The sequence below is a fragment of the Geodermatophilus pulveris genome, assembly GCF_900188375.1.
Classification (GTDB): domain Bacteria; phylum Actinomycetota; class Actinomycetes; order Mycobacteriales; family Geodermatophilaceae; genus Geodermatophilus; species Geodermatophilus pulveris.
Map to the genome: position 1 here is coordinate 182787 of NZ_FZOO01000002.1, position 26874 is coordinate 209660.

19 protein-coding genes and 1 pseudogene are annotated in these 26874 nt (G+C 72.3%); 10 read left to right on the forward strand and 10 right to left on the reverse strand.

Going from position 1 to position 26874, the window contains the following annotated elements; genetic code table 11:
- Positions 1 to 44: 44 nt before the first annotated feature.
- Positions 45 to 2954, reverse strand: coding sequence for an ATP-binding protein (locus CHB98_RS04385; RefSeq protein ID WP_089304386.1), 2910 nt, complete (start codon positions 2952 to 2954; stop codon positions 45 to 47).
- Between the two features lie 562 nt (positions 2955 to 3516).
- Between CHB98_RS04385 and CHB98_RS04390 the strand changes: the two genes are divergently transcribed.
- On the forward strand, positions 3517 to 4881 hold the full coding sequence (locus tag CHB98_RS04390) for a carotenoid oxygenase family protein (RefSeq protein ID WP_089304387.1): 1365 nt from the start codon (positions 3517 to 3519) through the stop codon (positions 4879 to 4881).
- 330 nt (positions 4882 to 5211) lie between these two features.
- Positions 5212 to 5388: a hypothetical protein gene (locus CHB98_RS21385; protein WP_179224180.1), complete on the forward strand. Its 177-nt coding sequence runs from the start codon at positions 5212 to 5214 to the stop codon at positions 5386 to 5388.
- On the opposite strand, the gene CHB98_RS22970 is transcribed toward CHB98_RS21385, so the two are convergent.
- The gene (locus CHB98_RS22970; RefSeq protein ID WP_179224182.1) at positions 5346 to 5513 is read right to left on the reverse strand and encodes an integrase core domain-containing protein; all 168 of its coding nucleotides are present in this window, start codon (positions 5511 to 5513) and stop codon (positions 5346 to 5348) included. The genes CHB98_RS21385 and CHB98_RS22970 overlap by 43 nt on opposite strands.
- Positions 5459 to 5860: pseudogene (locus tag CHB98_RS21395) on the reverse strand (DDE-type integrase/transposase/recombinase); the annotation flags it as partial. The pseudogene CHB98_RS21395 and the gene CHB98_RS22970, both read right to left, overlap by 55 nt.
- Positions 5861 to 6374: 514 nt before the next feature.
- Between CHB98_RS21395 and CHB98_RS04405 the strand changes: the two are divergent.
- From CHB98_RS04405 to CHB98_RS04415, 3 genes are read left to right on the forward strand one after another with little or no spacing between them, the layout of a single operon-like run.
- The gene (locus CHB98_RS04405; protein ID WP_143424940.1) at positions 6375 to 7202 is read left to right on the forward strand and encodes a hypothetical protein; all 828 of its coding nucleotides are present in this window, start codon (positions 6375 to 6377) and stop codon (positions 7200 to 7202) included.
- 1 nt (position 7203) lies between these two features.
- Complete coding sequence (locus tag CHB98_RS04410; protein ID WP_089304391.1) at positions 7204 to 7905, forward strand: hypothetical protein; 702 nt, start codon at positions 7204 to 7206, stop codon at positions 7903 to 7905.
- A gap of 6 nt (positions 7906 to 7911) precedes the next feature.
- On the forward strand, positions 7912 to 10032 hold the full coding sequence (locus CHB98_RS04415) for a glycoside hydrolase family 31 protein (RefSeq protein WP_089304392.1): 2121 nt from the start codon (positions 7912 to 7914) through the stop codon (positions 10030 to 10032).
- Positions 10033 to 10290: 258 nt separating this feature from the next.
- On the opposite strand, the gene CHB98_RS21930 is transcribed toward CHB98_RS04415, so the two are convergent.
- Both CHB98_RS21930 and CHB98_RS04425 read right to left on the reverse strand, forming a co-directional pair.
- Positions 10291 to 13590, reverse strand: coding sequence for a M28 family metallopeptidase (locus CHB98_RS21930; protein ID WP_218822240.1), 3300 nt, complete (start codon positions 13588 to 13590; stop codon positions 10291 to 10293).
- Positions 13591 to 13691: 101 nt separating this feature from the next.
- The gene (locus CHB98_RS04425; RefSeq protein WP_089304394.1) at positions 13692 to 14054 is read right to left on the reverse strand and encodes a hypothetical protein; all 363 of its coding nucleotides are present in this window, start codon (positions 14052 to 14054) and stop codon (positions 13692 to 13694) included.
- 231 nt (positions 14055 to 14285) lie between these two features.
- Between CHB98_RS04425 and CHB98_RS04430 the strand changes: the two genes are divergently transcribed.
- Positions 14286 to 15281 (forward strand): endonuclease/exonuclease/phosphatase family protein, encoded by a 996-nt coding sequence (locus CHB98_RS04430; RefSeq protein ID WP_089304395.1) that lies wholly within the window; start codon positions 14286 to 14288, stop codon positions 15279 to 15281.
- A 211-nt stretch (positions 15282 to 15492) separates the two neighbouring features.
- On the opposite strand, the gene CHB98_RS04435 is transcribed toward CHB98_RS04430, so the two are convergent.
- The 4 genes from CHB98_RS04435 to CHB98_RS04450 all read right to left on the reverse strand — a co-directional run bounded on the left by CHB98_RS04435 (position 15493) and on the right by CHB98_RS04450 (position 20127).
- Complete coding sequence (locus CHB98_RS04435; RefSeq protein WP_089304396.1) at positions 15493 to 16383, reverse strand: dihydrodipicolinate synthase family protein; 891 nt, start codon at positions 16381 to 16383, stop codon at positions 15493 to 15495.
- The gene (locus tag CHB98_RS04440; protein WP_281251832.1) at positions 16380 to 17360 is read right to left on the reverse strand and encodes a sugar kinase; all 981 of its coding nucleotides are present in this window, start codon (positions 17358 to 17360) and stop codon (positions 16380 to 16382) included. Before CHB98_RS04440 ends, CHB98_RS04435 begins: the two co-directional genes overlap by 4 nt.
- Positions 17357 to 18763 (reverse strand): Nramp family divalent metal transporter, encoded by a 1407-nt coding sequence (locus tag CHB98_RS04445; RefSeq protein ID WP_245820924.1) that lies wholly within the window; start codon positions 18761 to 18763, stop codon positions 17357 to 17359. Before CHB98_RS04445 ends, CHB98_RS04440 begins: the two co-directional genes overlap by 4 nt.
- Before the next feature lie 125 nt (positions 18764 to 18888).
- Positions 18889 to 20127: an alpha-hydroxy acid oxidase gene (locus tag CHB98_RS04450; RefSeq protein ID WP_245820925.1), complete on the reverse strand. Its 1239-nt coding sequence runs from the start codon at positions 20125 to 20127 to the stop codon at positions 18889 to 18891.
- Between the two features lie 216 nt (positions 20128 to 20343).
- On the opposite strand from CHB98_RS04450, the gene CHB98_RS04455 reads away from it, so the two are divergent.
- Entirely contained in the window at positions 20344 to 22143 is a 1800-nt protein-coding gene (locus CHB98_RS04455) for an IlvD/Edd family dehydratase (protein ID WP_179224184.1), read from the forward strand.
- 24 nt (positions 22144 to 22167) lie between these two features.
- Here CHB98_RS04455 and eda read toward each other — a convergent pair whose 3' ends face one another.
- Complete coding sequence (gene eda / locus CHB98_RS04460; RefSeq protein WP_089304791.1) at positions 22168 to 22818, reverse strand: bifunctional 4-hydroxy-2-oxoglutarate aldolase/2-dehydro-3-deoxy-phosphogluconate aldolase; 651 nt, start codon at positions 22816 to 22818, stop codon at positions 22168 to 22170.
- Positions 22819 to 23182: 364 nt separating this feature from the next.
- Here eda and CHB98_RS04465 point away from each other — a divergent pair, with 364 nt between their 5' ends.
- The 3 genes from CHB98_RS04465 (at position 23183) to CHB98_RS04475 (ending at position 26828) form a co-directional block, all read left to right on the forward strand.
- Positions 23183 to 24670, forward strand: a complete 1488-nt coding sequence (locus CHB98_RS04465) for an amidase (protein WP_089304398.1) — start codon at positions 23183 to 23185, stop codon at positions 24668 to 24670.
- 114 nt (positions 24671 to 24784) lie between these two features.
- Positions 24785 to 25186: a DoxX family protein gene (locus tag CHB98_RS04470; protein WP_089304399.1), complete on the forward strand. Its 402-nt coding sequence runs from the start codon at positions 24785 to 24787 to the stop codon at positions 25184 to 25186.
- Between the two features lie 88 nt (positions 25187 to 25274).
- Positions 25275 to 26828: an FAD-dependent oxidoreductase gene (locus CHB98_RS04475; RefSeq protein WP_218822241.1), complete on the forward strand. Its 1554-nt coding sequence runs from the start codon at positions 25275 to 25277 to the stop codon at positions 26826 to 26828.
- Positions 26829 to 26874: the final 46 nt, after the last annotated feature.

Consider the following 26874-nt stretch of genomic DNA (forward strand, 5'->3'; position numbering starts at 1 on the left):
CGCATCGACCGTAGGAAGCCGTCATCGGGGCGTCGTCCGCTGAACTACCCAGCCGACCTACTCACCTTCGATGTGGCCACCCACACGGCGATCTGGCCGCGGTTCGGCAGGTCCAGCTTGGTGAGGATGTGCTGCACGTGGTTCTGCGCGGTGCGCTCGGAGAGATACAGCCGAGCGGCGATCTGGCGGTTGGTGAGCCCCTCCCCCACCAGGACGGCGACCTCCCGCTCGCGCGGCGTGAGCGGGTTGCCGCGCTCGTCGTCGAGCCGGTCCACGAGGCGTCGGGCACGGCCGGCCCACGGAACCATCCCAAGTGCCGACGCCTGCTCGATGACCCAGACGCCCAGGCGCCGCGCCCACACCAGGTCCCCTGGACGAGCGCGCCGGATCAGGACGGTGGCCAGCTCGAATCGGCACTGGACGTCGAAGCCGGCCGCCCCGTTCGCCGCGCAGGCTCGTGACGCCGTCTCCAGATCGGCCACGGCGTCGTCGAGCAGGCCCAGATGTGCCTCGGCGGACCCCAGGTAGAGCTCGACCGGGCCGTTGTAGGCGACTGCCCCAGCCCCGTCTGCGACGTGGCGTCCGCGGAAGCGGGCGAGTCGCCCGTGCAGTACGGCCACGTCGTCGGACGCGTCCAGCGCTATAGCGGCGCCGATCCCGAGCGCGAAGCAGGACGTCGTCGCATGGGGGGTCGGCCGCCAGCTTCCTGGGGGCCCGAGACGGCGGTACACGGTCGCCGCCTGGGTCAGCAGACCGCTGTGCGCGAGGAAGAAGGCCGCTGCGATCGAGAAGATGACCCCTTCGATGGGGAAGTCCAGCCCGTCGCCGTCCTCGTGGCCGGGTCCGTAGTCCAGCAGGCCGGTGAGGTCGGATGCATCACCGGTGTGCAGCCCGATCAGGGACAGCAGCGCCGTCCGGTTGATCTGCGCCGACTCCCGACCGGCCGCGGACGGTGGGATCGCGCCCACCGCACGATCAGCCAGCAGCCGTGCGTCGGCGAATCTGCCCGATGCCTGCGCGAGGACCGCCCGCGCCTGCAGCAGGTGCCAGCGCGTCACCGGGGTGCGCAGTTCGGCCACGCATTGCGCGAGCGGTTCCAGTTCCCGGCTGACGGCAGCGAGCTCGCCACGCTCGAACGCCACATCGATCCGCCACAGGTGCCCCCACATCCGCAGGGCCGGGTCCCGGCCCTCCCGACCGAGGGCGAGCATCCGATCGGCGAGCGCCGCGCGATCCTCCGTCTCCTCGGGACCCGCCGCGACCAGCTGACGGGCCCGCAACGCCGCGGCCAGGGAGGCGGGGTCGGCGGAGCGGTCGGCCATCTCCAGCGCGTGCGCGCTCGCACGGCCTGCCGCCTCGAGATCGCCGAGGTACATGCACGCGTCCGAGAGGTTCGCGGCCACCCGGGCCCTCAGAGCGCAGGCCGACGAAGGCAAGGCTGCCAGGGCCTCTTCGCAGGACGCTCGCACCGACGCCTCGGCCTCGAGGTCCGATTCGCCACCCTCCATGGCCAGCGCCGCCTCGGCGAGCAGGTCCGGGCGTCGCAGCCCGCGAGCCAGGGCCGCTGCTTCGCGACAGGCCGGTAGGCGTCCCGAGAGCTCACCCGCCGCTTTCAGCGCACCGGCGATACCCAGCAGGAGCCGGCAACGACGACCGTCGTCGATGTCGACGGCACCGACTGCCAGTGCGAGCCGGTAGAGGCGGGCGGCCTCCTCGTAGCCGAGACGACGCATCGCCTCGTCCGCGGCACGCGTGATCCAGTCAGCTGCCTGTTCCCTCTCCCCGAGGACGGCCGCCGCGGCCCAGTGGCGGGCCAGGTCGGACAGATGCGGTTCGAGCCGTCCGATGTGCAGCCGTTCGACGGCGTCAGCGGCGCTGCGGTGCAACCGCACGCGCTCGTCCGCAGCCAGGCCGGCCTCGATCGCCTCCCGGATCAGGTCGTGCACGAAGCGGTGGTGACCAGGTGCACGAGTCGTGATCAGCCCCGCGGCGGTGGCCTCCTCGATGAGAGGCAGGCACGTCAGTTCCGACGCCTCCAGCATGTCGGCGACCGCCGTCGACGCGAACTCGCGGCCGACGACGGAGGCGGCGTGGAGCAGCCGGACCGTCTCAGGGGAGAGCCTCGCCAGCCGCGTTCGGATGGCCTCCCGAACACCGGCGGGCACCGGCCACCCGACGAGCGCGCCGGGTCGGTCCACGAGCGCCCGGCCAACCTCCGCGACGTAGAAGGGATTGCCCCCGGTGCGTGCGTGGATCTGCTCGACATCCTGGTCGGACAGCTGCCCGTCGAGGACTGCCCTCAGCTGCGTACCGACCTCGGGAAGCGAGAGCCCGCCGATCTCCACCACTCGCGTCGCCGGGCTGCGGGTCAATCCGGCCAGCAGCACGGAGCTCAGCGGTTCGGTGTCTCGGTGATTCACGACGAGCAGAAGTCGCGCAGCACTCATGGAGTCCGCGAGATGCTGCAGGAGGAGCAGCGACGAGTCATCGGCCCAGTGCACGTCGTCGAGCACGATCAGCAGGGGCTGATCCTGCGACAGCAGATGCAGCAGCCGGTCGACCGCGTCGAAGAGCCGGAAGCGGTCCTCCACCGTGCCGGGGCCCTGTGCGCCCTCCGGCTCACCCGGGAACAAGTCGGGCGCGAGCCGCGCGAGCTCGGCGGTCAGCCCGTGGTCTCGAGCGCGGGCTCTCAGATCGATGCCCTCTCCTACTGCGCGCAGGACCTGCCGCCACGGCCAGTAAGGAGGGGCCCCGGCGGTCTCTGGCGACCGTCCCCACACGACCACGGCGCCTGCCGCGGCGGCCACGGCGGACAGCTCCTCTGCCAGCCGGGTCTTCCCGATACCGGGTTGCCCACGGCACAGCACCAGACGCGGGTGCGCGGCGAGCGCCGACCCGAGCGACTCCTCGAGGACGGCGAGCTCCCGGTCGCGGCCCACGAATGACGTGCGCATGAACCCTCTCCTCCAACCCGCCTGCACCGGACCCCCACATGTGCAGGTCCTCTCGGCCTGATGGCCGTGTGCCCTGACGGCGTCAGCGATCCTCCACCGTCTCCCTGCCTGAGGACACGCATACCGGCGCAGCGATCGGCGGCTCGCGGTGCGCGCTACGGCGGTTCGGCGGAGCTACCGCCGCGACAACCCGATTCGTTGGGCTATGTGCCAAGTCGCCCCTCGGACACCGAGTTGAACCCCCACGGCTCTCGAGCCGTGTGGGTTTCGTCATCCGTGGGGTGATCGGAGCGGTGACGCCTTCGCTTGAGCGCAGCTGCGTCGGACCCCGTTCCGGGGGCCGGGCGACCCTGGGGATCGGACCCCGGCGCACCCGGATCCCGTGCCGCTCTGCGGGTCCCAGCAGGCACCTTCCGACCGCGCCGACCGGGAGCGCGATGCCCTCGGGCGCCGGGTGCCCTCGAGTCGCGTCCGCCCGAGCAGTCCGACCCTGGTGGCGTGCTCCGCCGGAGGGCACGCTGGGGCCGCGCCCTCGGCCTCGGGAGCGCCGGAGGAGACGGCCATGACCCACAGCGCGTTCCATGACGGCCCGTTCGCTCCGGTCACCGAGGAGATCACAGCGTTCGACCTCCCCGTCACGGGCAGCCTGCCGGTGGAGCTCAGCGGCCGCTATCTGCGCAACGGCCCCAACCCGATCGGTCTCGACGACGCCGAAGCACACTGGTTCCTGGGCGCAGGCATGGTGCACGGCGTCCGGCTGCGTGATGGCCGGGCCGAGTGGTACCGCAATCGCTGGGTGCGGTCGCGGGACGTGGCCGCGGCACTGGGCGAGACCTGGGCGGGCGGCCCGGAGCACGACGGGATGGATTTCCCGGCCAACACACACGTCCTCTCGCACGGTGGACGGACCCTCGCCACCGTGGAGTCCGGTCCGCTGCCCTACGAGCTGACCGACGAGCTGGACACGGTCGGGCCGTGCGACTTCGGCGGCACCCTGCCGGGCGGCTACGCCGCGCACACCAAACTCGACCGGCGGACCGGCGACCTGCACGCGATCGCCTACTACTGGGCCTGGCCCCACATCCAGCACATCGTCGTCGGCCCCGACGGCACAGTCGGATCAACCACCGACATCCCGGTCAGCGACGGCCCGATGATCCATGACTTCGCCCTGACCGAGCGCTACGTCGTCCTGTTCGATCTGCCGGTCACCTTCAGCATGGACGCGGTCGCCGCGGGAAGCCGGCTGCCCTACACGTGGAACCCGACGCACCAGGCCCGGATCGGCCTCCTGCCCCGCGCCGGGACCGCGCGCGAGGTGCAGTGGATCGAGGTGGAGCCGTGCTGGGTCTTCCACACCCTCAACGCCTACGACGACGGCGACCGGGTCGTGGTGGACATGTGCCGGTACCAGGGCTCCTACGACGTCTCCATCCTCTCCGGCCGAGGGCCGCTCACCCTCGACCGGTGGATCGTCGACCCCGCCGCCGGGAAAGTCGTCCAGCAGCGACTCGACGACCGCACCCAGGAGTTCCCGCGAGCCGACGAACGGGTGATCTCCCGCCCCTACCGCTACGGCTACAGCGCGCAGATCGCAGAGGTCAGCCGTGCGATGGTCGACGGGAACGGCGACCTCACCGACGCCGCGTTCGCCAACACGCTCATCAAGCACGACCTGATGGCCGGGACGACGCAGGTCCACGCGTTCGGCAGGGATGCCACCGCCGGGGAGGCGGTGTTCGCCCCCTCGTCCCCCGATGCAGCCGAGGACGACGGCTACGTCATGGCCTTCGTGCACGACCCCGACCGCGGAGCCACCGACCTGGTGCTGCTCGCCGGCCAGGACTTCACCGGCGAACCGGTGACCCGGGTGCACCTGCCGGTGCGGGTCCCCCTGGGCTTCCACGGCAACTGGATCGGCGATTAGCCCCGGAGAGGCCGACAGCCGGCGTCAGCGCCTGGCGCCGGTATGCCCCCTCGGTTGGGTGCCCACCCGAGACGGCGCGCCCGTGCGCAACCGACCGCTTGCGTCTACCGGCTGCGGCCGCCATCGAGGACCGGGGCCGGAGGTTGCGACGCCAGGCGTGTGCGTATGTAGCGTGTCGCCCCTCGGACACCACTGCGATGTCCCGAGACACCGTTCACAGGTGTCTCGGGACATCGTTCACGTTGGGGCCTGTGGTTGGTTGCGGCTCGGGTCGAGGGTCAGGTCCCGGAGTAGTCCCCCGCTGGTGCTGAACACGCGGATGTGCAGGTCGTGGACGAGGACGAGCACGGTGGTGCCGGCGTATCGGCGGCCCAGACCGATGTGGTGCAGGCGGCTGTTGTAGCGCAGCGTCAGCTTGCCGTTGGTGTCGATCTCGTCGTGGCGGATCCGGAAGTGGCCGTCGGTCAGCGGAATGCCCGAAGCAGTGGCCTCGGGCGGGCGGTGTAGGCCTCGGCCGGGGTGCGGCGGCCCAGGGCGCGGTGGGGCCGGACGGTGTTGTAGTAGTCGCGGGAGTCGATCAGTCGGGCTTGGAGCCCAGCGAGGGTGGCCGCGGCAGGCTGGCGGGCAGCCACCTCTCGAGGGTCTGGTGGAAGCGTTCGACCTTGCCGCAGGTCTGCGGGTGGTGGGGCCGGGAGTGGGCCAGCAGCACGCCGCGGGCGTGCAGGGTGACCTCCAGGGCGACGCGGCCATGGCCGCGCCAGCGGCCGGTGAAGACCGCCCCGTTGTCGGTGAGCACGCCGGCCGGGTCGCCGTGGGCGGCGGCGAGGGCGGTGTGGAGCCCGTCGATGGCGAGGGCAGTACACCGGCGCAGCGGTGCTGGCCAGCAGTAGCGGGAGTGGGCGTCGAGCCAGTCGCAAATCTCGGTGTCGGTGTCGGTGCCGTCGGCCAGCGGCCAGTGGGTGACGTCGGTCCGCCGGCATTCGTCGGGCTGGACCGCCTCGAACCGGGTGTGGGAACTCGTGGGCCGCTCGGTGTGGCTGCGGGGTGACGAAGCCGCGGGTGGCGAGGATCCGCCAGATCGTGGACACCGCCGGGCTGGTGCCGTGCCGGCGGGTCACGTGCGCAGCGATCGTTGCTGCGCCGGCCTCGTGGCCGGCCCGATCGAGGTCCTCGCGCAGCGCGACGATCCCGTCCTTGAGATCTTGGCTCGTGCGACCGAGGCTGCTGCGCGGTGGGCGGGAGCGTGGTTGCAGCCCGGGGGGACCACCGTGACCCCGCATGCACACCGTCCAGCAGCGCCGCGAGCGGCCAGCCGCCTGACGGCCCCACCTGCCTGGTGAGCACGTGTGACTGCACGGGCTCCCGTGCTGCACGTCGCGCCGAGGACGTCCATGCGGCGGGATGACGGCATGGTGACGTCGCTGTGACGCGGGTGGACGACCCTGGGCTGGCCTGCGGCTGAACGCCGTCGACACCCGGACGGGAGTGCCGTGATGGCAGACCCTCGCAGTCGTCCGACCGTCGTCGTCCGCGACGTCAGTCCGAGCACCGACTGCTCCACCATCGTGTCGCGATCCCACCTGCAGGTCCTGCTCGCCCGGAGCCCGATACCGCCGGAGGTCCTCCTCGACAACCTGGCTCTGTACATGCCTCGGACCGCCATCGTGGATGCGATCGCCATGGGAGACCTCTACCGGCGGATCCTCTGCGTCCCGGGAACGGTCATGGAGTTCGGCACGCGGTGGGGTCGCCGCCTCCCGTTGTTCGTGGCCCTCAGAGAGTTGTACGAGCCCTACGACTACACCCGCAGGATCGTCGGATTCGACACGTTCTCGGGTTTCCCGCGGGTCCACGTCAACGACGGAGGTCACCCCGAGATCCACGCCGGCTCCATGTCGACCGCTACGGGCTACGCGGAACACCTGTCCCGAGTGCTCGAGGCCCATGAGGAGCAGACGGCGTTGCCCCACATCCGTCGCGTGGAGGTCAGGGCCGGGGACGTGGTCGACACGGTTCCGGATTACCTGCGGGACTACCCGGAGACGCTCGTCAGCCTGGCGTACTTCGACCTGGACCTGTACGAGCCGACACGCGCCTGCATGAGCGCGATCCGATCGCGCCTGGTGCCCGGGAGCATCCTCGCGTTCGACGAACTGGCGCACCACAACTTCCCCGGCGAGACGCTGGCAGTGCTCGACGAGCTCGGACTCCGGTGGGGCGCAGTGGAGAAGCTGCCGCACCACCGGGGTCCGACGATCGTGACGGTGGCGACTCCCCCGTCCCGTCCGACCTGCCGAGCGGAGCACGAGAGGTCGGTCTGACATGGCGTCCCCGTTGGAGGCCCACGTCAAGGAGTACGAGCAACTACGTCAAGAGATCCTTGCTCGCATCAACCTGGCGTACGCCCTCATCGCCCTCGACCTGACCGTCCTGGGCGCCGGACTGACGGTGTTCGACACGTTGCCCGACGTCGTCGCCGGACTCGCGGTCGCGTCGAGTTTCCTGTGGCTCATCTTCATCGACCACGCCGCGCAGGTGTACAAGCTGGCGGCGTACATCGCGCTGTGGCTGGCACCGGAGATCAGGACAGCCGCGCCAGGTTCGCTGCGCTGGGAGGAGTTCCTGCGCCAGGTCGACCAGGGTGGTGCAAAGACCGCCCACGCCCTGTTCGGACGGCAGGACGCTCCTCAGCCCGTCGGGTGGATCAAGTCCGGAGGCCCGAGCCCCTTCCTCGCTGCTCTGTTCGGCGGGTCGCCGCCCGTGCTCCTCGCCGCCTACGCGGCGTCGTCGGGGTTGTCCGGATCACTCGGGGAGCAGGCGGTACGGGGTGGGGTCCTCTTCGCGAGTCTGGGGTTCTGGCTGCTCGCGATGAGCCGTTACAGGTCCTTCCGCTGGACCGTCAAGTACATCAACGAGGCAATCGCCGAGAGCCGGGAGCGCCCAGGCGGCGGCACGTCCGACGTCTCCGCTCACCGGGCGGCGGCCGACGCTCCACACTCGACCAGTTCCCCCCGAGGGTCGTGAGGACTCGTGCCGATCCACCGGCTCCTCGGTTCACCGTCCTTCAGGGTCTCGGAGGAGGAGGCCGCGGCCACCGGCGTGCGGGTGACCCCCGTCCCCGGACGGGCGGGCTGCGCGGTGCTCAGCAGAGACGACGGCCGGGAGCACCACCTGTCGCTGACCGTGCCCACGGCCGGCGTGCTGCACCTCAGGGTCGACGGGCACGGCGGTGCTGTCCGCCACACCGCCGCTGTCACCGACGGGATCGACGAGCCTCCGATCGAGTTCCGCGCGGCGCCGGACGGCCTCACCTTCGCGTCGTGGGGCTACGAGGGCTTCTGGAGTGCAGACGGCGCGCAGTTCGCATGGGGCTCCCTGTCCGCCTCTGTGTTGCCGTGGCGGCACCACGCCCCCGGCCTCGCCCCCGCGCCCCGCGGTTGGGGTGAACTCATCCCGCGATGGACGACGCACGCTCACCTGCCACCGGGCGCGTCTGTCTTCGGAGGGGGCGCCAGCGCCCAGGGACCTGGCCTCCGCGGCCGGACGAGAGAGTGCGTCAACACGAACACCAGCGGGGTCGCTGGGGTCGACGCCGCGTACCTCAACGTGCCCCTGTTCTGGTCGACGACGGGCTGGGGGCTCTACATCGACACCGGGAGCCCGGTCATCGCGGATCTCGGTGACCGCCACAGTGAGATCGCAGCGCTCACCACGTATGACACCGAGCTCGACCTGTTCGTCCTCTCGGGGTCCCCTGCGGAGATGCTGGCCCAGTACGCCCGACTGACCGGCCTGCCGGTCCAGCCCCCCGGCTGGGCCCTGGGTGTCTGGACGAGCCGCGACTCGTACTTCTCGGCCAGCGAGGTGGCCGCGGTGCTCGATCGATACGAGGCGGAGGACTGCCCGGTCGACGTGGTGCACGTCGACGCGTGGCAGGAGGGCAATCTCTTCCTCGAGCAGAGCAGCAACTGGCAGCCGGACCGTGCCCGTTGGCCCTCCGGTTGGCACCGGAGGCTGGAGCGGTCCGACGTGCACCTCAGTCTCTGGACCAATCCGTTGCTGCGGCCCGACACCCCGGCCGGTGTGGACGCTGTCCGACGGAACATCGTCCTCCGAGCGGTCGACGGCCGGCCCGCGCAGTTGCCGGACGGGTCCTCCCGCCTCGTCCTGGACTTCAGCGCTCCAGGTGCAGCGGCATGGTGGGAGGACAAGATCGCCCTGCTGCTCACCGAGGGTGCCGAGGTGGTGAAGGCGGACTTCGGCGAGGACGTGCCCCTGGACGCCCGTCTCCACGATGGCGCGGCGGGATGGCAGGTGCGCAACAGCTACTCCAGGGACTACCAGGCCGCCACCCATGCCGCGCTGAGGGCACGGGCGGTCGACCATCCGGCGGCGGTGTTCTGTCGGTCGGGAACGGCCGGGTCGCAGCGCTTCGCCTTCCACTGGGTCGGCGACACACCGTCGTCCTGGATGGGCATGACGACGGCTCTGCGCGCATGCCTCTCGATGTCGTTGTCCGGTTGTGCGTTCGTCGGCTCCGATGTGGGGGGGTTCTGGGCTCCTGGCAGCATGGGACGATGCGCGCGAGCGTTCGCGTCGTTCGATCCGACCCTCCTCGAGGCCGACGTCGATCCCGAGCTCTACGTCCGCTGGGCACAGTGGGGCGCGCTGTCCCCGCTCATGCGCTTCCACGGCACGGGGAGGAGGGAACCCTGGGCCTACCCGCAGCCCTACGGTGACATCGCCGTCGACGCATGCCGCCTCCGCCGACGACTCGTGCCACACCTGGTCCGCTCTGCCCGGCAGGCGGCCGTCGGTGGCCCTCCCGTGATGCGGCCCATGGTGCTGGCCTTCCCTGACGAGCGGGACGCACGGCAGGCCGACCTGCAGTACCTCCTCGGGGACCGGCTGCTCGTCGCCCCGATCCTCGTGCCCGGCGGACACGTGGACGTGTGGGTCCCCAGCGGCAGGTGGTGGCCGCTGGTACCCGACGTCGGCGCCGTCGAGCTCATCGGGCCCGGTTGGCGTTCGCTGGAGCTGCCCTTGTCAGCGGTCCCCGCATGGATCCTCGTCCCGCCCGATCACGGAGGCGGGTCTGCTGACGAGACGAGGTCGAGGTTCTTCGAGGCGGCCGATCCCGACCCCGGGTGAAGGCGGGACGGCTGTCCCGGGTGGCGGGCGCCCTGCGACGACGGGGGCATGACCGGGCATCGGCGCCGGGCTCCGACCCGGGCACTGCCGGTCACCGGGAGAGCTCCCCGCGGTGTGGCGGGCTGCCGCGGACGGCAGTCGACGCCGGACCCCGCCCAGCGCGGGGAGGTGGGCCGAGACCTGGGGAGCTCATCCGCCGAGGCGACCGTCCCGGCGGATGGCCCCGGCCCCCGTCGACCGCGGGCGCCGCGGAGTCGCTCACGTCAGCTCGTGCAGCCGAGCCTCCACCTTGGCGATGACCGGTTCGACCACCCGGCGAGCCTGGAACAGCTTGAGCATGTCGTCCTGCGCCGAACGCGCATCGGCCCGCTTGCCCACCTCGACGGCGCAGGTGCTGTAGACGTCGGCCACGCGCTCGTACTGGATGTGGCCCAGGGCGTCGGCCGCCGCCTCGAACTGCTCCACGACAGGTGCCAGCTCCCGCTCCACGACGTCGGGCTCGGGGGCGAGCACCCGGACCTCGGCCGAGTCGGCGGTCAGCGCCTTGAAGGGCTGGGCCAGCGGGACGGTCCGCGCCGTCCTGAGGTAGAGCGACGCCGGGTGCTGGACGCCGAGGTCGCCGGCGACCTCGCCGAGCAGCTCGTTGACCTCGTCGATCGTGCGGGTGCCACCGATGGCGAGGACCCGCCCCACCGGGGCGGTGAACAGCCTCTCGGCCGCCCGACGGTCCCGGTCGGAGCGCGGTGGCCGCACGCTGAGGGTGGTGATCGCCGGCGCCGTCGAGCCGTCCCGGTTGACCCAGCAGGCCTCGATCCGGTAGCGGCCCGGCTCCTTGAACGGGAACCCGAACTGCCCCATCGTCAGGTTCACCGACTCGTAGCGGGACTCCTGCGGGGCCAGGACCTCCATCCGCGGCCGCGCGCAGGCGCGGTGGAACGGCAGGAAGGGACGCCGTTCGCCGGACGGGCCGGTGACCGCCAGCTCCACCGTGCCCTCGGCCGGGTCGAGGTTGGTGCGCGCCAGCACCGGCTCGTCCGCGACGTTGCGCAGCCGCAGCTCGCAGAACACGGACTCGCCGTACTCGACCGCGCCGGTCGGCAGGCGGAGCGCCAGCTGCAGCCGCGTGTCGAGCGTCCCCCGGCCGGCTCGCCCGTGGTTGTGGAACCACGCCTCGTTGCCCATCTGCACGAACCGCGCCGGGGCGTGGCGGAGGAAGAGGTTCTCTCCGTCGTCGAAGCGGAAGCGGAACCGGTCGTAGAACCAGGTGGCGTTCGACCCCGCGCCCGGACTGGCCTCGTCGGGGTAGTTCATCCAGGACAGCGACTGGGGCGCGTCGACGAGCGGCATCCAGGAGGGCGCGGGCCACGGGCCGCTGCCCGGCTCCGTCAGCACGGCCTGCTTCTGGAACGAGTGCGCGAGGTTGAACGCGTGCCCGGTCTCGTGCACCAGGTCGAAGAACAGCTCGCGCCGCGCCGCCTGCGCCGCGGGCGGGTTGGCCTGCGGGTAGGCACCGGCCTCGGTGTGGAAGTGCGGGCTGCGGGTGAACAGAGCGGTGCCCTGCCGGTCGACGCCGCCCGGCTCGTTGATGTCACCGTCGAACATGACGCCACCGAGGGTGTCACTGTCGGCGAGCTCGGCGTGGAAGACCCACATCTTCCACTGGGGCACGTTGGCGTAGGCGCTCCAGTGCGAGGCCATCGCGTCGTGGAGCTCCTGGTAGTTCCACCGCCCGTTGCCGCCTGCGGACGACGTGTCGATGGTGTTCGATCCGCTCGACCGGGTGATCCGGATGCCGGCGCGGGCGAAGGCACCTTCGAGGGTGAGGCTCTCCCGCGGCAGGTCGGCGGGGCGGTCGGGGTGCAGGTGGGTGTCGTAGGGCTCCGCGCCGACCGCGCCGTCCTCGACGTCGACCTCCACCTCGACGTCGCGGAACCACCGGGACACGTGACGGGCGCGGTAGGGGCCGAGCCTCGTTCCGGTGGCGGCCACGAAGACCACCTCCGCCACGGGTGCTGCCGCCGGCCAGTGCCGGAGCAGACCGATCTCGAGGCGGTTGACGGTCAGGGAACCCCAGGGCAGGACGAGGTCGGTCACCACGAGGTCGTGGCGGTGCAGGCCCGGGGTCTCCGCGGTGACCCGGCCGATGAAGTGGGCGGCTGGCCACGGCGCCGCGGCGCTGACGAGCACGTCCCCACTGACGACCCCCAGCGGGTCGGTGCCGTCGACGTCGACGTGCAGCGTGAACCGCGGCCGGCGCAGCTGCTGCCGGCTCTCGCCGTCGAGCGCGAGGTCGGTGAGCACCGGCTCGGTGTCGTCCTCGTGTCCAACGCGACCCGGGACGCCGCCGTTGAACACGTAGCGGCCCGACAACTGACGCAACGGTGGCCCGGCCGGTGACGACTCGAGCAGCCCGAGGTCCTCGAGCTCGGTGGATGCGGTCATGGCTGGTCCTCCCTGGTTGCCCAGCTCGGTGGCGATCGTGGCGACGTTCATGCGCAGGATCTCGGTGGCGAGTGCGACGTCGATGCGGTCGTCGGTGTCGGTGGCCGTGTGCACGGCCGCGTTGGCCCGGTCGGAGGCCTCGATGGTGAGGACGGCGGGCATGCCCGCCTCGAGGAAGGGCACGTGGTCGCTGGCGAACGGGTGCAGCGACGTCCGTACCGTCAGCCCGGTGTAGGTGGCGGCCGCCTCGGCCAGCCGGTCGATCAGGGATCGCGCCGGCGCGGAGCCCTCGAGCAGCACTCCCGGCTCCGCGGTGTTGCGGCAGCCGATCATGTCCATGTTCACGACCGCGGCGATGCGGGAGCGCTCAGCCGCGTCGAGCGAGTCGACGTAGGCGGTGCTGCCGTGCAGGCCCTGCTCCTCGCCGCCGAACAGGATCAGCCGCAGGTCGTGGGTCGCCGGGTGGTCCCGCAGGACGCGCGCGATCTCCAGGACCCCGGCGCTGCCGCTCGCGTTGTCGTCGGCTCCGGGCGCCGGCGCGGCGGGGCCTCCACGGGTGTTGACCGAGTCGAGGTGCGCGGTGGCCAACACGGCCCGCCGCGGCGCCGGGCCCGTCCCGTCGCGCTCCGCGAGGACCGAGACGGTCCCGCCGCCGCCCGGCAGCGGCACGGGGACCACGGCCGAGCGGTAGCCCAGGGCGTCGAGGCGGGCCCGCACCCAGCGGACCGCCTCAGCGAGGTGTGGGCTCGTCGAGTGCCGGGTGGGGAGGGCCGAGAGGGTCCGGATGTCGGCGGCGAGGGCGGCCGGCTGGACGCGTTGCACGAGGTCGGAGACCCATGGCAGCGGAGCAGACCGCGCGGCCGGTACCGCGGGCGGGGTGACGACCGCGGCGTCGACCGGCAGGGGCTGCACGCGGTAGCCGCAGGTACGGTCGAATCCGTCACGCAGGTCCGCGGCCACGTCTACGACCAGGTACCGGCCGGCGTCGAGCACCACCGGCACGTCCGGGTGGTCGTCGACGAACGAGCTGCCGACCTGGGTGACGAGTCGCAGCTCACCGGACGCCTGCTGCGCCCCGCCCTCGCCGAGCGCCCCGTCGGGTCCCCATGACAGCACGCGGTCGCCGAACGTCGTCCGGTGCACTCCGGAGCGCCCCGCAGGTGCTGGATCCACCGCTGCGGCACTGACCTGGTACTCCATGGCCTCCCCCGCTGGGGTCAGGTGTCGAGCAGGTGGGTGACGGCATCGCGCGCCGAGGACCGGGTGGCGGCGTCCAGCCGCACCGACCTCCCGCCCGCCGAGCACGTCAAGGTCGCCGCGGGTGTCTGGTCGAGGTACCTGCCGACCCACTCGCCGAGGTCGACGCCGGCGCCCCGGTCGTCGAGCGCGACGATGACGACCGGAGGGGATGTCGGTGCCATCCGGGCCTCCGGCCGGACGGCGGGTACCGGCACGAACACCGTCGCCCGGCCCTCCAACGCAACGGCGAGACCCGTGACGGCGCGCGTCAGGTCCTGTTCCGACGACTCGAGTACGACGAGGAGCTGGTCCATGGCCACCTGAGCGATCTGCGTGGTCACCGCAGGACGCGGTGTGCCACGGATGATCGCGGGGACCGCGTCACGGTCGCGTCACCGGTCGCACACCTCCGCCGGACCCACCGCCCGGACCCCGTGCCGCAGTGCCGACCGCGGTCGACGGTCCCACGGGTCGTGGTCGGCTGGGCCCGGACGGTGTCGATCCGCCCGGTGACGGGGCGGTGACGGCTCACCACCGAGGATCCGGGCGCGCCGGGTGAGGGGTGGTCGGACATGGACGTCAAGGTCGCAACGTTCAACCTGCTCAACCTGGCCCGTCCGGGGGAGCGCTTCTACCCCGACGAGAGGCCGTACTCGGCCGCCGAGTACGAGCAGAAGGCCACCTGGATCGCCGGCCAGCTGCGCCTCATGGACGCGGACCTGGTCGGCTTCCAGGAGGTCTTCCACGAGCAGGCCCTGCGCGACGTCTGCGACCGGTCCGTGCAGTCCGCCGAGGGCACCGTCGTGGCGCCCGGCGCCGACGGCGCCAGCGGTCCACGACTCGGCCTGGCCAGCCGGCTGCCTCTCGACGGTCCGGTCACGGCCATCACCGACTTCCCGCCCGGCACGGACGTCGCGGTCGACGGGGTCGGCCTGCCGGTCGGGACCTTCAGTCGTCCTGTCCTGCGGGCCCGGGTCGTCCTCGACCCGGCAGCGGGCACGACCGCGACGGTCTTCGTGGCCCACCTGAAGTCCAAGCGCCCGATCCGCGATCCGCAGTCACCCGAGCACGACCCGCGCGAGGAGGCCCTGGGCAAGGCCCGGGCGCTGATCCGTCGGGCCGCCGAGGCGGCGGCCCTACGCTTCCTCGTGCTCGAGGAGATCGTCGGCAACGCGCAACCGGCGATCGTGCTCGGCGACCTCAACGACGCCGCCCGCGCGGTCACCACCGACGTCATCACGGGCGACTCCCCCTCACGGTTCTGGCCCCGTGACCCCGAGGACCGGCAGGCCTACTGGGACCGGCTGCTCTACTCGGCACACGAGCTCACCGTCCGCCGGACCGGACGCGACGTCAGCTACACGCACATCTTCAACGGGCACTACGACAACCTCGACCACATCCTGGTGAGCCAGGAGTTCTACGAGCGCAATCCGCGACGCATCGCAGAGGTCCGCTACCTGCGCCACCTCAACGACCACCTGGTCGACAGCCAGCTCAGCAACGACCGCCGCGACCGGATCGCCTCCGATCACGCGCAGCTGGTCGCCGAGATCCACCTCCGCTGACGTCGATCGCACGATCGAGGGCGGGCGCAGCGTCGGGGTGGGGACGTACTGGACGATGAGGGCGTCGACGTCCTGAGCGGCCGCGATGACGTCCGCGGCGGTCCGGCACCGGGCGGTGAGCAGGTCGTGGCCGGCGGCGGCGAGGACGTCGGCCTCGATGTCGAGGGCCCCGTACTCGGCGTCGGTGACGAGCACCCGCATCACGGCCTCCTCAGCCGACGGGGACCGCCACGGCGCGCTCGGCCGCGGCCGCGGCGTCGAACGACGGCGGGACGGGGACCAGCGGCGGCCGCACGACCCCCATCGGGTGCCCGTGGCGCTGCTCGGCGATGCGCTTGAGCATCCCGGGGGCGACGAACTCCTTGGTCATCGCCCGAACCTGCTGGAGGTGGGCGGACAACGACGCGGCCTCCTCCGACCGGCCGCTGCGGACGTGCTCGTAGAGGGCGACGACCTGGTCGGGGACGATGTTGGCCAGCGCCGAGATCGAGCCGTGGGCGGTGAGCAGGCGGGCCGGCAGGTCGTCCTCGGTGCCGACGAGCACGCCCTTCCCCGCCGCGTGCACGGTCTCGGCGTAGCCGGCCTCGCCGCCGGAGTCCTTCACGCCCCACACGGGCAGGCTCGTCACGAGCTCCGCGGGGACGGGCACCGCGTACTTGGGGATGTGGTAGACGACGACGGGGTGCCGGGTGGCGGCCAGCACGCGCTCGTAGAAGACCCGCAGGCCGTCGGTCGGCACCGGCCGGAAGTAGTAGGGCGGCAGCACCATGACCGCCCGCACGGGCAGGTCCTCCAGCTCGGCCAGCAGGTCGAGGGTGTCGGGCAGGTTCCCCTCGACGACCGTCGGGACGACGTGCAACGCCCCCGCCACCGGGAGGAGGGCCTCGAGCACGGCCCGCTTCTCCCGCGTCGAGACGGAGGGGCCCTCGCCGTTCGTGCCGAACGGGATGACGCCGGTGACCCCGTGCTCGGCGAGCCACCCGACGTGGGCGAGATAGGAGTCGACGTCGATGCTGAAGCGCTCGTCGTCGCGGAAGGGCGTCACGTTGGCCACGTAGACGCCCTCGAGGACACCGGCGGGGTGGTTCGACTGCACCGTCATCTCCCGAGGTCGACGGTCCGGTCCAGGAACGCGGTCAGTTCACGGCGACTCGGCAGGCCCTCGTAGTCGCCCAGGTTCTGCACGCAGAAGGCCCCCATGGCGTTGGCCGTCCGCAGGCGGTCCGCCGGGTCGAGCCCCCACAGGGTGGCGGCGAGGTAGCCCGCGGCGAACGCGTCCCCCGCCCCGATGGGATCGAGCTGGCGGGCCGGGAAGCCGGGGGAGGTCAGCCGCTCGCCGTCCACCACCGCTGCACAGCCCCGCGCGCCGAGCTTCACGACGACGTCACCGGTCCCCGCGTCGGCGAGGCGCTCCAGGCAGGCCTCGTCGTCCCAGCCCCACAGGGCGCGGGCCTCCTCGTCCCCGACGAGCAGGACGTCGACGTGCGGCAGCAGGGCCTCGGTGGCGGCACGGGCGGCCGCGGGCTCCCACAGCCGGCTGCGGTAGTTGACGTCGAAGCTCACCCGCACGCCCGCCTCGCGGGCCGTCCGCGCCGCCCAGGTCAGGAACTCCCGGGACTCCGGGGACAGCGCCCCGGTGATGCCGGTGAGGTGCAGGAAGGCGGCGCCCTCGAGGACCGCCGGGTCGAAGGCGCCCGGCGCCAGGGTGGAGGCCGCCGACCCGCGGCGGTAGTAGTACACCCGCAGTGCGCCGGCGACCTCCTCACGCAGGTAGAGCCCGGTCGGCCGGTCCGGGACCCGACGCACGGCGCTGGTGTCCACGCCCTCGGCGCGCACCCGGTGCAGCACGAGTTCGCCGAGCTCGTCCTCGCCGAGGGCGCTCACCCAGCCGGCCGGGACGCCGAGGCGCGACAACCCGATGGCGACGTTGCTCTCCGCACCGCCGATCGAGAGGGTCACCGCGCCGGCGTGCCGCAACCGGCCGGGGGGCCGTGGGAACGATGAGCACCATCGTCTCCCCCGCGGTGACCACCCGCGGGACCGCGTCCGCCCCCGGTGCCGCCATCTCCCCCGGCTCACCCCCCGAGGAGGTTCTGGAACTGCTGGCTGAAGACGATCACGGACAGGATCCCGAAGAGCAGGAAGGCCCAGACCAGGGCGGCGGCCCGGCCGACGCCCGGGCGGATCTCCTCCGGCAGCGTCCGCCGGTTCACCAGCAGCAGCAGCGCCGAGTAGATGAACATCATCAGCCCGCCGGTGACCGCCGAGATGACCAGCAGCACCAGCGGCTGGCTCAGCCCGGACAGGATCACCACGACGCCGATCACGACCAGGCCCCACACCAGCGCGAAGTAGATCTTGCTCTCGTTCGCGTCCTTCAGGTAGGCGGTCTTGAGGACGTCGGCGCCGAGCCGGCTCGTGTAGTCGACGATGCCCAGGGCGGCGGCGAACAACGAGAACGCCCCGATGATCCAGAAGAAGGTGCCGAACCAGCCGCCGACGGTCTCGTTGAGCACCTCGCCCTCGACCTGGAGGAACGAGATGTCGCTGGCCAGGCCCTCCCGGCCGAACACGGTGGCGTAGGCGAGCAGCGAGGTGAACAGGATGGTCAGGAAGCTGATCAGCACGAACGTGGTCAGCTGCTCGATGTTGGCCAAGCGCCACCAGCGCCGCCACCGGCCCAGGTTCTCCGGGGTCGGCTCGAACGCGAAGCCGGTCGAGGGCGCGGCCTCCGGGTGCCCGGTCACCGGGCTGACGATCCGCGGGACGTACGCGCCCATGCCGAACCGCTTGTCCCGGATCCAGTTGCTCTGGCACAGGTTCTGCCCGCCACCGGCGCCGGCGAACGCCAGCGCGCCGAGCAGCAGGGCGAAGCCGAGCTCCTGGTGGGGCAGCCCCGCGTCGGTGACGATCTGCGGCACGTCCGCCCAGGCCGAGGCGCCGATCGCGGCCACCGCGGCGACGATGATGAGCAGCAGGACGGCCGCCACCTTGACCATCTCGATCTTCTCGAGCGCCTGGTAGACCACCGGGGCCATGGTCAGGATGACGCCGATCAGGAGCAGGATGCCGATCGCGATCGGCGCCACGCTGCCGCCGACGAGGTAGGTGATCAGGGTCGCCGAGCTCGTCGCCCAGCCCGGCCAGATGTTGGCGAAGTAGGCCATGATCGCGAATACCAGGCCCCAGTGTCGCCAGTACCGGCTGAAGCCGGTGAGCGCGGTCTCCCCCGTGGCGAGCGTGTAGCGCTCGATCTCCATGTTGAGGAAGTACTGGGTGGCCAGGCCCACGAAGGCCGCCCAGACGAACACCAGCCCCACCTGCGAGGCGATGTAGGGGTAGAGGATGAACTCGCCGCTGGCCATGCCGACGCCGGCGGCGATGATCCCCGGCCCGATGACGTGCCGGAAGTGGGACGGCGGCTCCGGCATGTCCCGGACCGACGGTGCGGCCAGGTGCTTGGTCGGGAACAGGTCCACCACCGAGGTGGGCCGACCTCCCGGACGGGTCGAGACCATCACGCCCCCTGTGTGAGCTGCGTCACTGCAGGCTCCGTACCCTGCTGCACGTCCCGGGGCAGGGGCAACCCCGGGTCGCGCGACCGCGATCAGACCGAGACGTTCGGGTACTCGCCCGCGCCGTGCGGTGCGAAGGCGACGTGCCGCTCGGCGAGGTCCTCGCTGCGCCGCACGCCGAGCAGCTGCATGGAGCGCTGGTACTCCTGGGCGAGGATCTCGTAGGCGCGCAGGACGCCGTCCCGACCGCCGGCCATGAGCCCGTAGAGGTAGGCCCGGCCGATCATCACGGCGTCCGCGCCGAGGGCTCGCGCGGCCACGACGTCCTGACCGTGCAGGACGCCACCGTCGATGAGCACGGTGGCCTGCCGGCCCACGGCCGCGCGGATGGCAGGGAGCACGTCCAGGGTCGCGGCCGAGCGGTCGAGCTGGCGCCCGCCGTGGTTGGACACGACCACGCCGTCGGCCCCGCGCTCCACGATCTCGGCGGCCGAGGCGGGCGTCGTCACGCCCTTGACCAGGAGGTTGCCCCGCCACCGCCGGCGCAGCCAGTCCAGGGCGGTCAGGCCCAGGCCCGGGTCGAACACCATGCTCGCCACCTCGCCCGGCGTCGGGTTGCCCGGCACGTCGGCGAGCGAGGCGAACGTCAGCCCGCCGGTGGTCAGCTTGTTGAACCACCACACCGGGAAGCGCGACATGTCGAGCACGGTCCTGGCCGTCAGCGTCGGCGGGATGGTGAGGCCGTTGACGACGTCCCGGTAGCGCATCCCGGAGACCGTGGTGTCCACGGTCAGCACGAGCGTCGAGTAGCCCGCCGCCTCTGCTCGTGACAGGAGGTCCTCGTTCACCGCGGGGTCGGCGGTGAAGTACAACTGGAACCACAGGTCACCGCCCGGCGCCGCGGCCCGCACGTCCTCGATCGAGGTGGAGCCCACCGTGGACAGGGCGTAGGGGACGCCGACGTGCTCGGCCACGCCGGCCACGGCCGCCTCCCCGTGGTGGTGCATCATCCGGGTGTAGCCGGTGGGGGCGAAGACCAGCGGCATCGCGACGCGCGACCCGAACAGCTCGACGCTCGTGTCGGGGTCGGCGACCGGGCGCAGCGCATCCGGGAGGAACGTGACCCGCCGGTAGGCGGCGACGTTGCGCGCCGCGGTGATCTCCTCCTCGGCGGCGCCGTCCACGTAGTCGAAGACCGCGCGGGGGGTCGTGCGCCTGGCCGCCGCACGGAGGTCGCGGACGGTGAGCGCGTGCTCCAGGCGTCGAGCCGTCCGGCCGAGCCGCGGCCTCCGGAACTGCACGACCTCGCGGAGCTCGGACCACCTGGGCACCTGCCGAGCGGTCGGGACGGGTCCGAGCGGCGCCTTGCTCGCCATCTTCTCGCCTCCCTGCGTACCGGACGCCCGCGACCAGCCGCCGGATCGCGGCGTCGTCCAGGGTCGCAGGGTCCACGGGGGCGCGCTCGTCGCCCGCCGGACCCACAATCGCGCCGGAGGCTGAGCCGTCACGGTGGACGGCCCGGCTCCGACCGGCGATGGGAGGGTCCGGTGGACGACGTGGCGCCCGGGCGACGGCTGCGCAGCCAGGCGTGGTTCGACAACCCGCAGAACCCCGGGATGACGGCGCTCTACGTCGAGCGGTACCTGAACTGGGGGCTGACCCGGGAGGAACTGCAGTCGAGCCGACCGGTCATCGGCATCGCGCAGACCGGCTCGGACCTCGCCCCGTGCAACCGGCACCACCTGGTACTGGCCGAGCGGGTGCGTGAGGGCATCAGGGACTCGGGCGGACTGGCCCTCGAGTTCCCGGTGCACCCGATCCAGGAGACCGGGCGGCGCCCGACGGCGGCCCTCGACCGGAACCTCGCCTACCTCGGGCTGGTCGAGGTGCTGCACGGCTACCCGCTGGACGGCGTCGTGCTGACGACCGGCTGCGACAAGACGACCCCCGCCTGCCTGATGGCCGCGGCCACCGTGGACATCCCGGCGATCGTGCTGTCCGGGGGGCCGATGCTCAACGGCTGGTTCAACGGTGAGCGGACCGGCTCGGGGACCATCGTCTGGAAGGCCCGCGAGATGCTGGCCGCGGGCGAGATCGACGAGGCGGGTTTCGTCGACCTCGTCGCATCGTCGGCCCCCTCCCCCGGCCACTGCAACACGATGGGGACGGCGTCGACCATGAACGCCGTCGCCGAGGTCCTCGGCATGAGCCTGCCCGGCTCCGCCGCCATCCCCGCTCCGCACCGAGACCGCGGCCGGGTGGCGTACCTGACCGGCCGGCGGATCGTGGAGATGGTGCGCGAGGACCTCAGGCCGTCGGACGTCCTGACCCGGGAGGCGTTCGAGAACGCGATCGTCGTGACCTCCGCCATCGGGGGCTCCACCAACGCGCCGATCCACGTGAATGCCATCGCGCAGCACGTCGGCGTCCCGCTGGACGTGGCGGACTGGCAGGACCTGGGGCTGACCGTCCCACTCATCGTGGACCTCCAGCCGGCCGGCAGGTACCTCGGTGAGGAGTTCCACCGGGCCGGTGGCGTGCCCGCCGTCGTGCACGAGCTGATGGCGCACGGGCTGATCCACGAGGACGCCCGCACCGTCAACGGCCGGACGATCGGGGAGAACTGCCGGGCCAGCGCGGCGACCGACCGCGACGTCATCCGCAGCTTCGACCAGGCGCTGCTGCCCGACGCCGGCTTCCTCGTCCTGCGCGGCAACCTGTTCGACAGCGCGATCATGAAGACCAGCGTCATCTCCCCGGAGTTCCGGGAGCGCTACCTGTCCGACCCCGAGCACCCGGGCGTGCTCGAGGGCCGCGCCGTGGTCTTCGACGGCCCGGAGGACTACCACGCCCGCATCGACGACCCGGCGCTCGACATCGACGAGACGTGCCTGCTGTTCATCCGCGGGGTCGGCCCGCTGGGATACCCGGGCGCCGCCGAGGTCGTCAACATGCAGCCACCGGCGGCGCTGATCAGGCGAGGTGTGCACGCGCTGCCCTGCATCGGGGACGGCCGCCAGTCCGGGACGTCGGGGTCGCCGTCGATCCTCAACGCCTCGCCCGAGGCCGCGGCCGGCGGCGGACTGGCGCTGCTGCAGACGGGCGACGTCGTCCGGATCGACCTCGTCGCCGGCCGGGCCGACGTCCTGCTCCCCGACGAGCAGCTGATCGAGCGCCGGCGCCGGCTGGAGGAGTCCGGCGGGTATCCCGTGCCGGCCTCGCAGACGCCGTGGCAGGAGATCCAACGCTCGCTGGTCACCCAGTTGTGCGACGGCATGGTCCTCCGCCCGGCGGTGGGCTACCAGCGCGTCGCGCAGACCACGGGCGTCCCGCGCGACAACCACTGAGGCCCGTCGCGGCGCTCCTCCTGGTCAGTGGCCGGGCGAGGTCGTCGGCGAGGCCCGTCGCACCAGCGCCACCGCGTCGGTGGTGAGTCGGCGGACGGCCTCGAAGTCACGGGCGGCCACGCGGTCGCGAGGGACCATCCACGAGCCGCCGACCGCCACGACGGCATCGATGCGCAGGTACCCCTCGAGGTTCGCGGGGCCGACGCCGCCGGTGGGGATGAAGCGAACGTCGCCGAAGGGCGCGGCGAGGGCGGCGATCGCCGGTGCCCCGCCGGACGTGCCGGCGGGGAAGAACTTGACGGTCGTGAGGCCGAGCTCCAGAGCCGCCTGGACCTCGGTCGCCGTGACGGCACCGGGCAGCGCGAGGACGCCGTGCTCGGCACAGCGCTCGACGACGGCGCGGCTCAGGCCGGGCGAGACGACGTAGCCGGCGCCGGCGGCGACCGCCTGGTCCACCTGGGCAGGAGTCAGGACGGTCCCCGCGCCGAGGAGGATGTCCCCGCGATCGGACATGGCGCGGATCGCGTCCGGAGCGGCCGGGGTGCGGAAGGTGACCTCGGCGACCGGCAGGCCCCCGGCGACGAGTGCGCCGGCCAGGGCATCGGCGTCGCGGGCGTCGTCGAGCACGACGACGGGGACGAGTCGGGCGCTGCGCAGGGCTGACGCGATGTCCATGACGGTTCCCTCCTGGTCTGCGGCGGTGCACGACGTCGTGCGGCTCCCGGCCTTCCGGCACCGCCAGCTTGGCGGAGAGGAGGTCGTCGGCGCCCACCCGACCGCGTGCGGTGCGCGCTCGAGCTCGGCGCCGGCGAGGCGCCCCTCCGCCGGGGCCGCGACGAGCGCGGGCCCGTCGACGGTCGAGCCGCGGCCGACGTCGACCCCCCGGCCCGGCCGCTCTGTGCCGCGATCGCTGCTGCAGCGGCCGATGCGGCCGGCGTCCTGACCCATGACTGGTGAACGCACCGTCCCGTCCCGCTTGCCGGGGCCATGTCTCCCCCGGCACACTCCGAGTCTCACGGGGACACCGGACGAGGGACGGATGGTGACCGTGTCCGACGACCTCGCCTACGCGACCGCCACCGAACTGGCCGCCCGCATCCGGCGTCGCGACCTGTCCCCCGTCGAGCTCCTCGACGCGGTCATCGACCGGATCGAGACGCGTGACCCCAGCCTCAACGCGGTCGTCTACACCGCCTTCGACGAGGCCCGCGACCGAGCGCGGCAGGCCGAGGACGCCCTGGTGTCCGGCGCCGCGCTGGGTCCGCTGCACGGGGTGCCGACCGCGATCAAGGACCTATTCGACTTCAAGCCGGGATGGCCGGCCACGTTCGGCGGGATCCGCGCGATGAAGGACTTCAGCGTACCCGCGTACTGCACGTACGGGGAGCGGATGGAGGCGGCGGGCGCCATCCTCGTCGGCAAGACCAACAGCCCGGTCATGGGTTTCCGCGGCACGTGCGACAACTACCTGTTCGGGCCGTCCCGCAATCCCTTCGACACCACGAAGAACACCGGCGGCTCCTCCGGCGGCAGCGCCGCCGCGGTCGCGGACGGGCTGCTTCCCCTCGCCGAGGGCACGGACGGCGGCGGCTCCATCCGCATCCCGGCCGCGTGGTGCGGTGTGTACGGCTACAAGGCCTCGTTCGGCCGCGTGCCGTACACCGGGCGGCCGAACGCCTTCGGGTCCCTCAACCCCTTCCTGTTCGAGGGCCCGCTGACGCGCACGGTGGACGACGCTGCGCTCGCGCTCGACGTGCTCGCCGGTTACGACGACCGCGACCCGTTCGCCCTGGACGACCCGACCACCTTCGCGGGAGCCACGCGCCGCTCGATCAGCGGCTGGCGGATCGCCTACAGCCCCGACTTCGGCGTCTACCCCGTCGACCGCCGGGTCGCCGCCGTCGTGCGGCAGGCCGTGCGTGCCTTCGAGGAAGCCGGTGCCACCGTGGAGGAGGTCGACCTGACGTTCGACTACGACCAGCGCGAGCTGAGCGACCTGTGGTGCCGGTTGATCATGCCCCTCAACATCGAGGGGCTCGAGGGGCTCAAGTCACAGGGTGTCGACCTGCTCGGCGGACACCGCGAGGACTTCCCGCCGGAGTACCTGCGCTGGATCGACGAGGGCTACCGGCTCAGCGCCCTCGACGTGCTGAGCGACCAGCGCATGCGCACCCACGTCCACGACCGGATCCAGCAGGTGATGCGCAGCCACGACGTGCTCGTGACGCCGACGCTGGCCGCGTTGCCCGTGGACAACGCCGAGGACGGCAACACGGTCGGGCCGCGGAGCATCGAGGGCGTGGAGGTCGACCCGCTCATCGGCTGGTGCCTCACCTACGTCGTCAACTTCTCCGGACATCCGGCTGCCTCCGTCCCGGCCGGCGACGTCGACGGGCTGCCGGTCGGCATGCAGCTGATCGGCCGGCGCTACGGCGACGCCGACGTGCTCGCCGCGAGCGCGGCATACGAACGACTCCGCCCCTGGCACGACGCCTATGCCAGGTGTGCCGACCGCGCCCTCGGCTGACCTGCGGGTGAGTGCTCAGCCGGCCGACTCCCCGGACACCGGTGGGGTCACGGGCCGGTCGCGCCTCCGCACGACCACCGGCTCGACGGCAGCACGGCCGCCTACCGTGCGGTCATGGCCCCCGTCGCCCGCACCGCCGTCCGCCTCCTGCTCGGCGCGGCGATGGTGGGCGCCGGCGTCCTCCACCTCACCACCCAGCGGGAGCAGTTCCGGGCCCAGGTGCCCGGGTGGTTCCCCGTCGACGAGGACCTGACGGTGCTCGTGTCAGGCGTCGTCGAGATCGCCCTGGGCGTGGCCTTCGTCGCGCTGCCGCGGAGGAGACGGCTCGTCGGGGCGCTGCTGGCGGCGTTCTTCGTGGTGGTCTTCCCGGGCAACGTCGCCCAGTACGTGGAGGGCACCGACGCCTTCGGGCTCGACACCGACGGGGAGCGACTCGTCCGGCTGTTCCTCCAGCCCGTGCTCGTGCTCCTGGCGCTGTTCGGCGGCGGCTGGTTGCAGCGCACCCGGCGACGCTGAGATCCGCCACCGCCACCCGCGGCCCTCAGCCGCCCGCCGCCCGTACGGCCTCCTCGCCTCCAGCGCGTCGGCGATGATCGGCCGCTGCGTGAGGCAGTCGCGCCGCGACCGCGACGACGAGGAGAACGAACAGCCACCGCAGGGTCGCTGGCGAGATCCGCCGCAGCAGTCGTCTGCCGATCACCGCACCGCTGAACTCACGCTGTCGGTGCTCTGCGCCGGCACGTCGACGGCGAGGCTCCCTGCACCCCTGTGGTGCACGACCCCGGTCGCTCTGACGCAGAAGACGTCGGGCAGCGTGACGGCCCTCGAGCGCGAGCGTGGTGCCGGCGTGATCGAACCGCGCGTACCCGCTGGAGCCTGGTGGTCCGCCAGGCCGGGACCGGTGGACCTGGCAGCCCGGCAGCGCCAAGGTGGCCCCATGCGCGTGGAGCGGACGACGTGCTGCGTGGTCGGCGGAGGGCCGGCGGGGATGATGGCCGGCCTGCTGCTGGCGCGCTCGGGCGTGGACGTCACCGTGCTGGAGAAGCACGAGGACTTCTTCCGTGACTTCCGTGGCGACACGATCCACCCGGCAACGCTCCGGATCCTCGCGGAGCTGGGCATCGCCGAGGAGTTCCTCGACCTGCCACACACCCGGATGCCGCGAGTCTCCATGGAGACGGCCTCCGGACCGTTGACCATCGCGGAGTTCAGCCGGTTGCGGCCGTACGGGTTCATCGCCTTCCTGCCGCAGTGGGACTTCCTCGACTTCCTCTACGACCGGGCGCGGGCCCACCCGACGTTCCGCCTCATCCGGCAGGCTGAGGTCACGGAACTGGTCCTCGATGGCGGGCGGATCGCCGGCGTGCGAGCCGAGACGGTGGAGGGGCCGCTCGAGGTCCGCGCTGACCTCGTCCTCGCCGCAGACGGGCGCGATTCCGTCGTCCGCGAGCGCGCGGGTCTCGCGGTGATCCCGAAGTCACCACCGATCGACGTCCTCTGGTTCCGGCTGTCCCGAGCGGCTGACGAAGAGGTCCCGTTCTTCCGGAGCGAGGGCGACGGCGTTCTCGTCTCGATCAACCGGGGCACGTACTGGCAGCTCGCCTACGTCATCCCGCACCAGGGCTTCGACCGGGTCCAGGAGCGCGGGCTGCCGACCTTCCGTTCGGCCATCGCCGCCCTGGTGCCGACGTTCGCCGACCGGCTCGAGGGCGTCACGACCTGGGAGCAGGTCAAACTGCTCAGCGTGCGGGTCGACCGGTTGCGCACGTGGTGGCGCCCGGGCCTGCTGTGCATCGGGGACGCAGCGCACGCCATGTCACCTGCGGGCGGCGTCGGCATCAACCTCGCCATCCAGGACGCCGTCGCCGCCGCCAACGTCCTGGCACCTGCCCTCCGCGCCGGTGGTGTGACGACCGGCGCCCTGCGGGCCGTCCAGCGGCGGAGGGAACTGCCCACCCGCATCACCCAGGCGTTCCAGATCCGGGTGGTCGGCAATCTCTATCCGCGATCAGGAGGGACGGATGCCGACCGGCCGGATCCGCTCCCGATCCGCCTCATCCGCCGGCTGCCCGCACTGAGACACCTGACCGGACGGTTCATCGGCATGGGTGTCCGGCCGGAGCACGTGCACACCGCTGTGGGAACGCCGGTCGGCTGATCCCGCGACGTGCAGCCTCACGCCTGTCCCCGGGACGGCCGTGCGG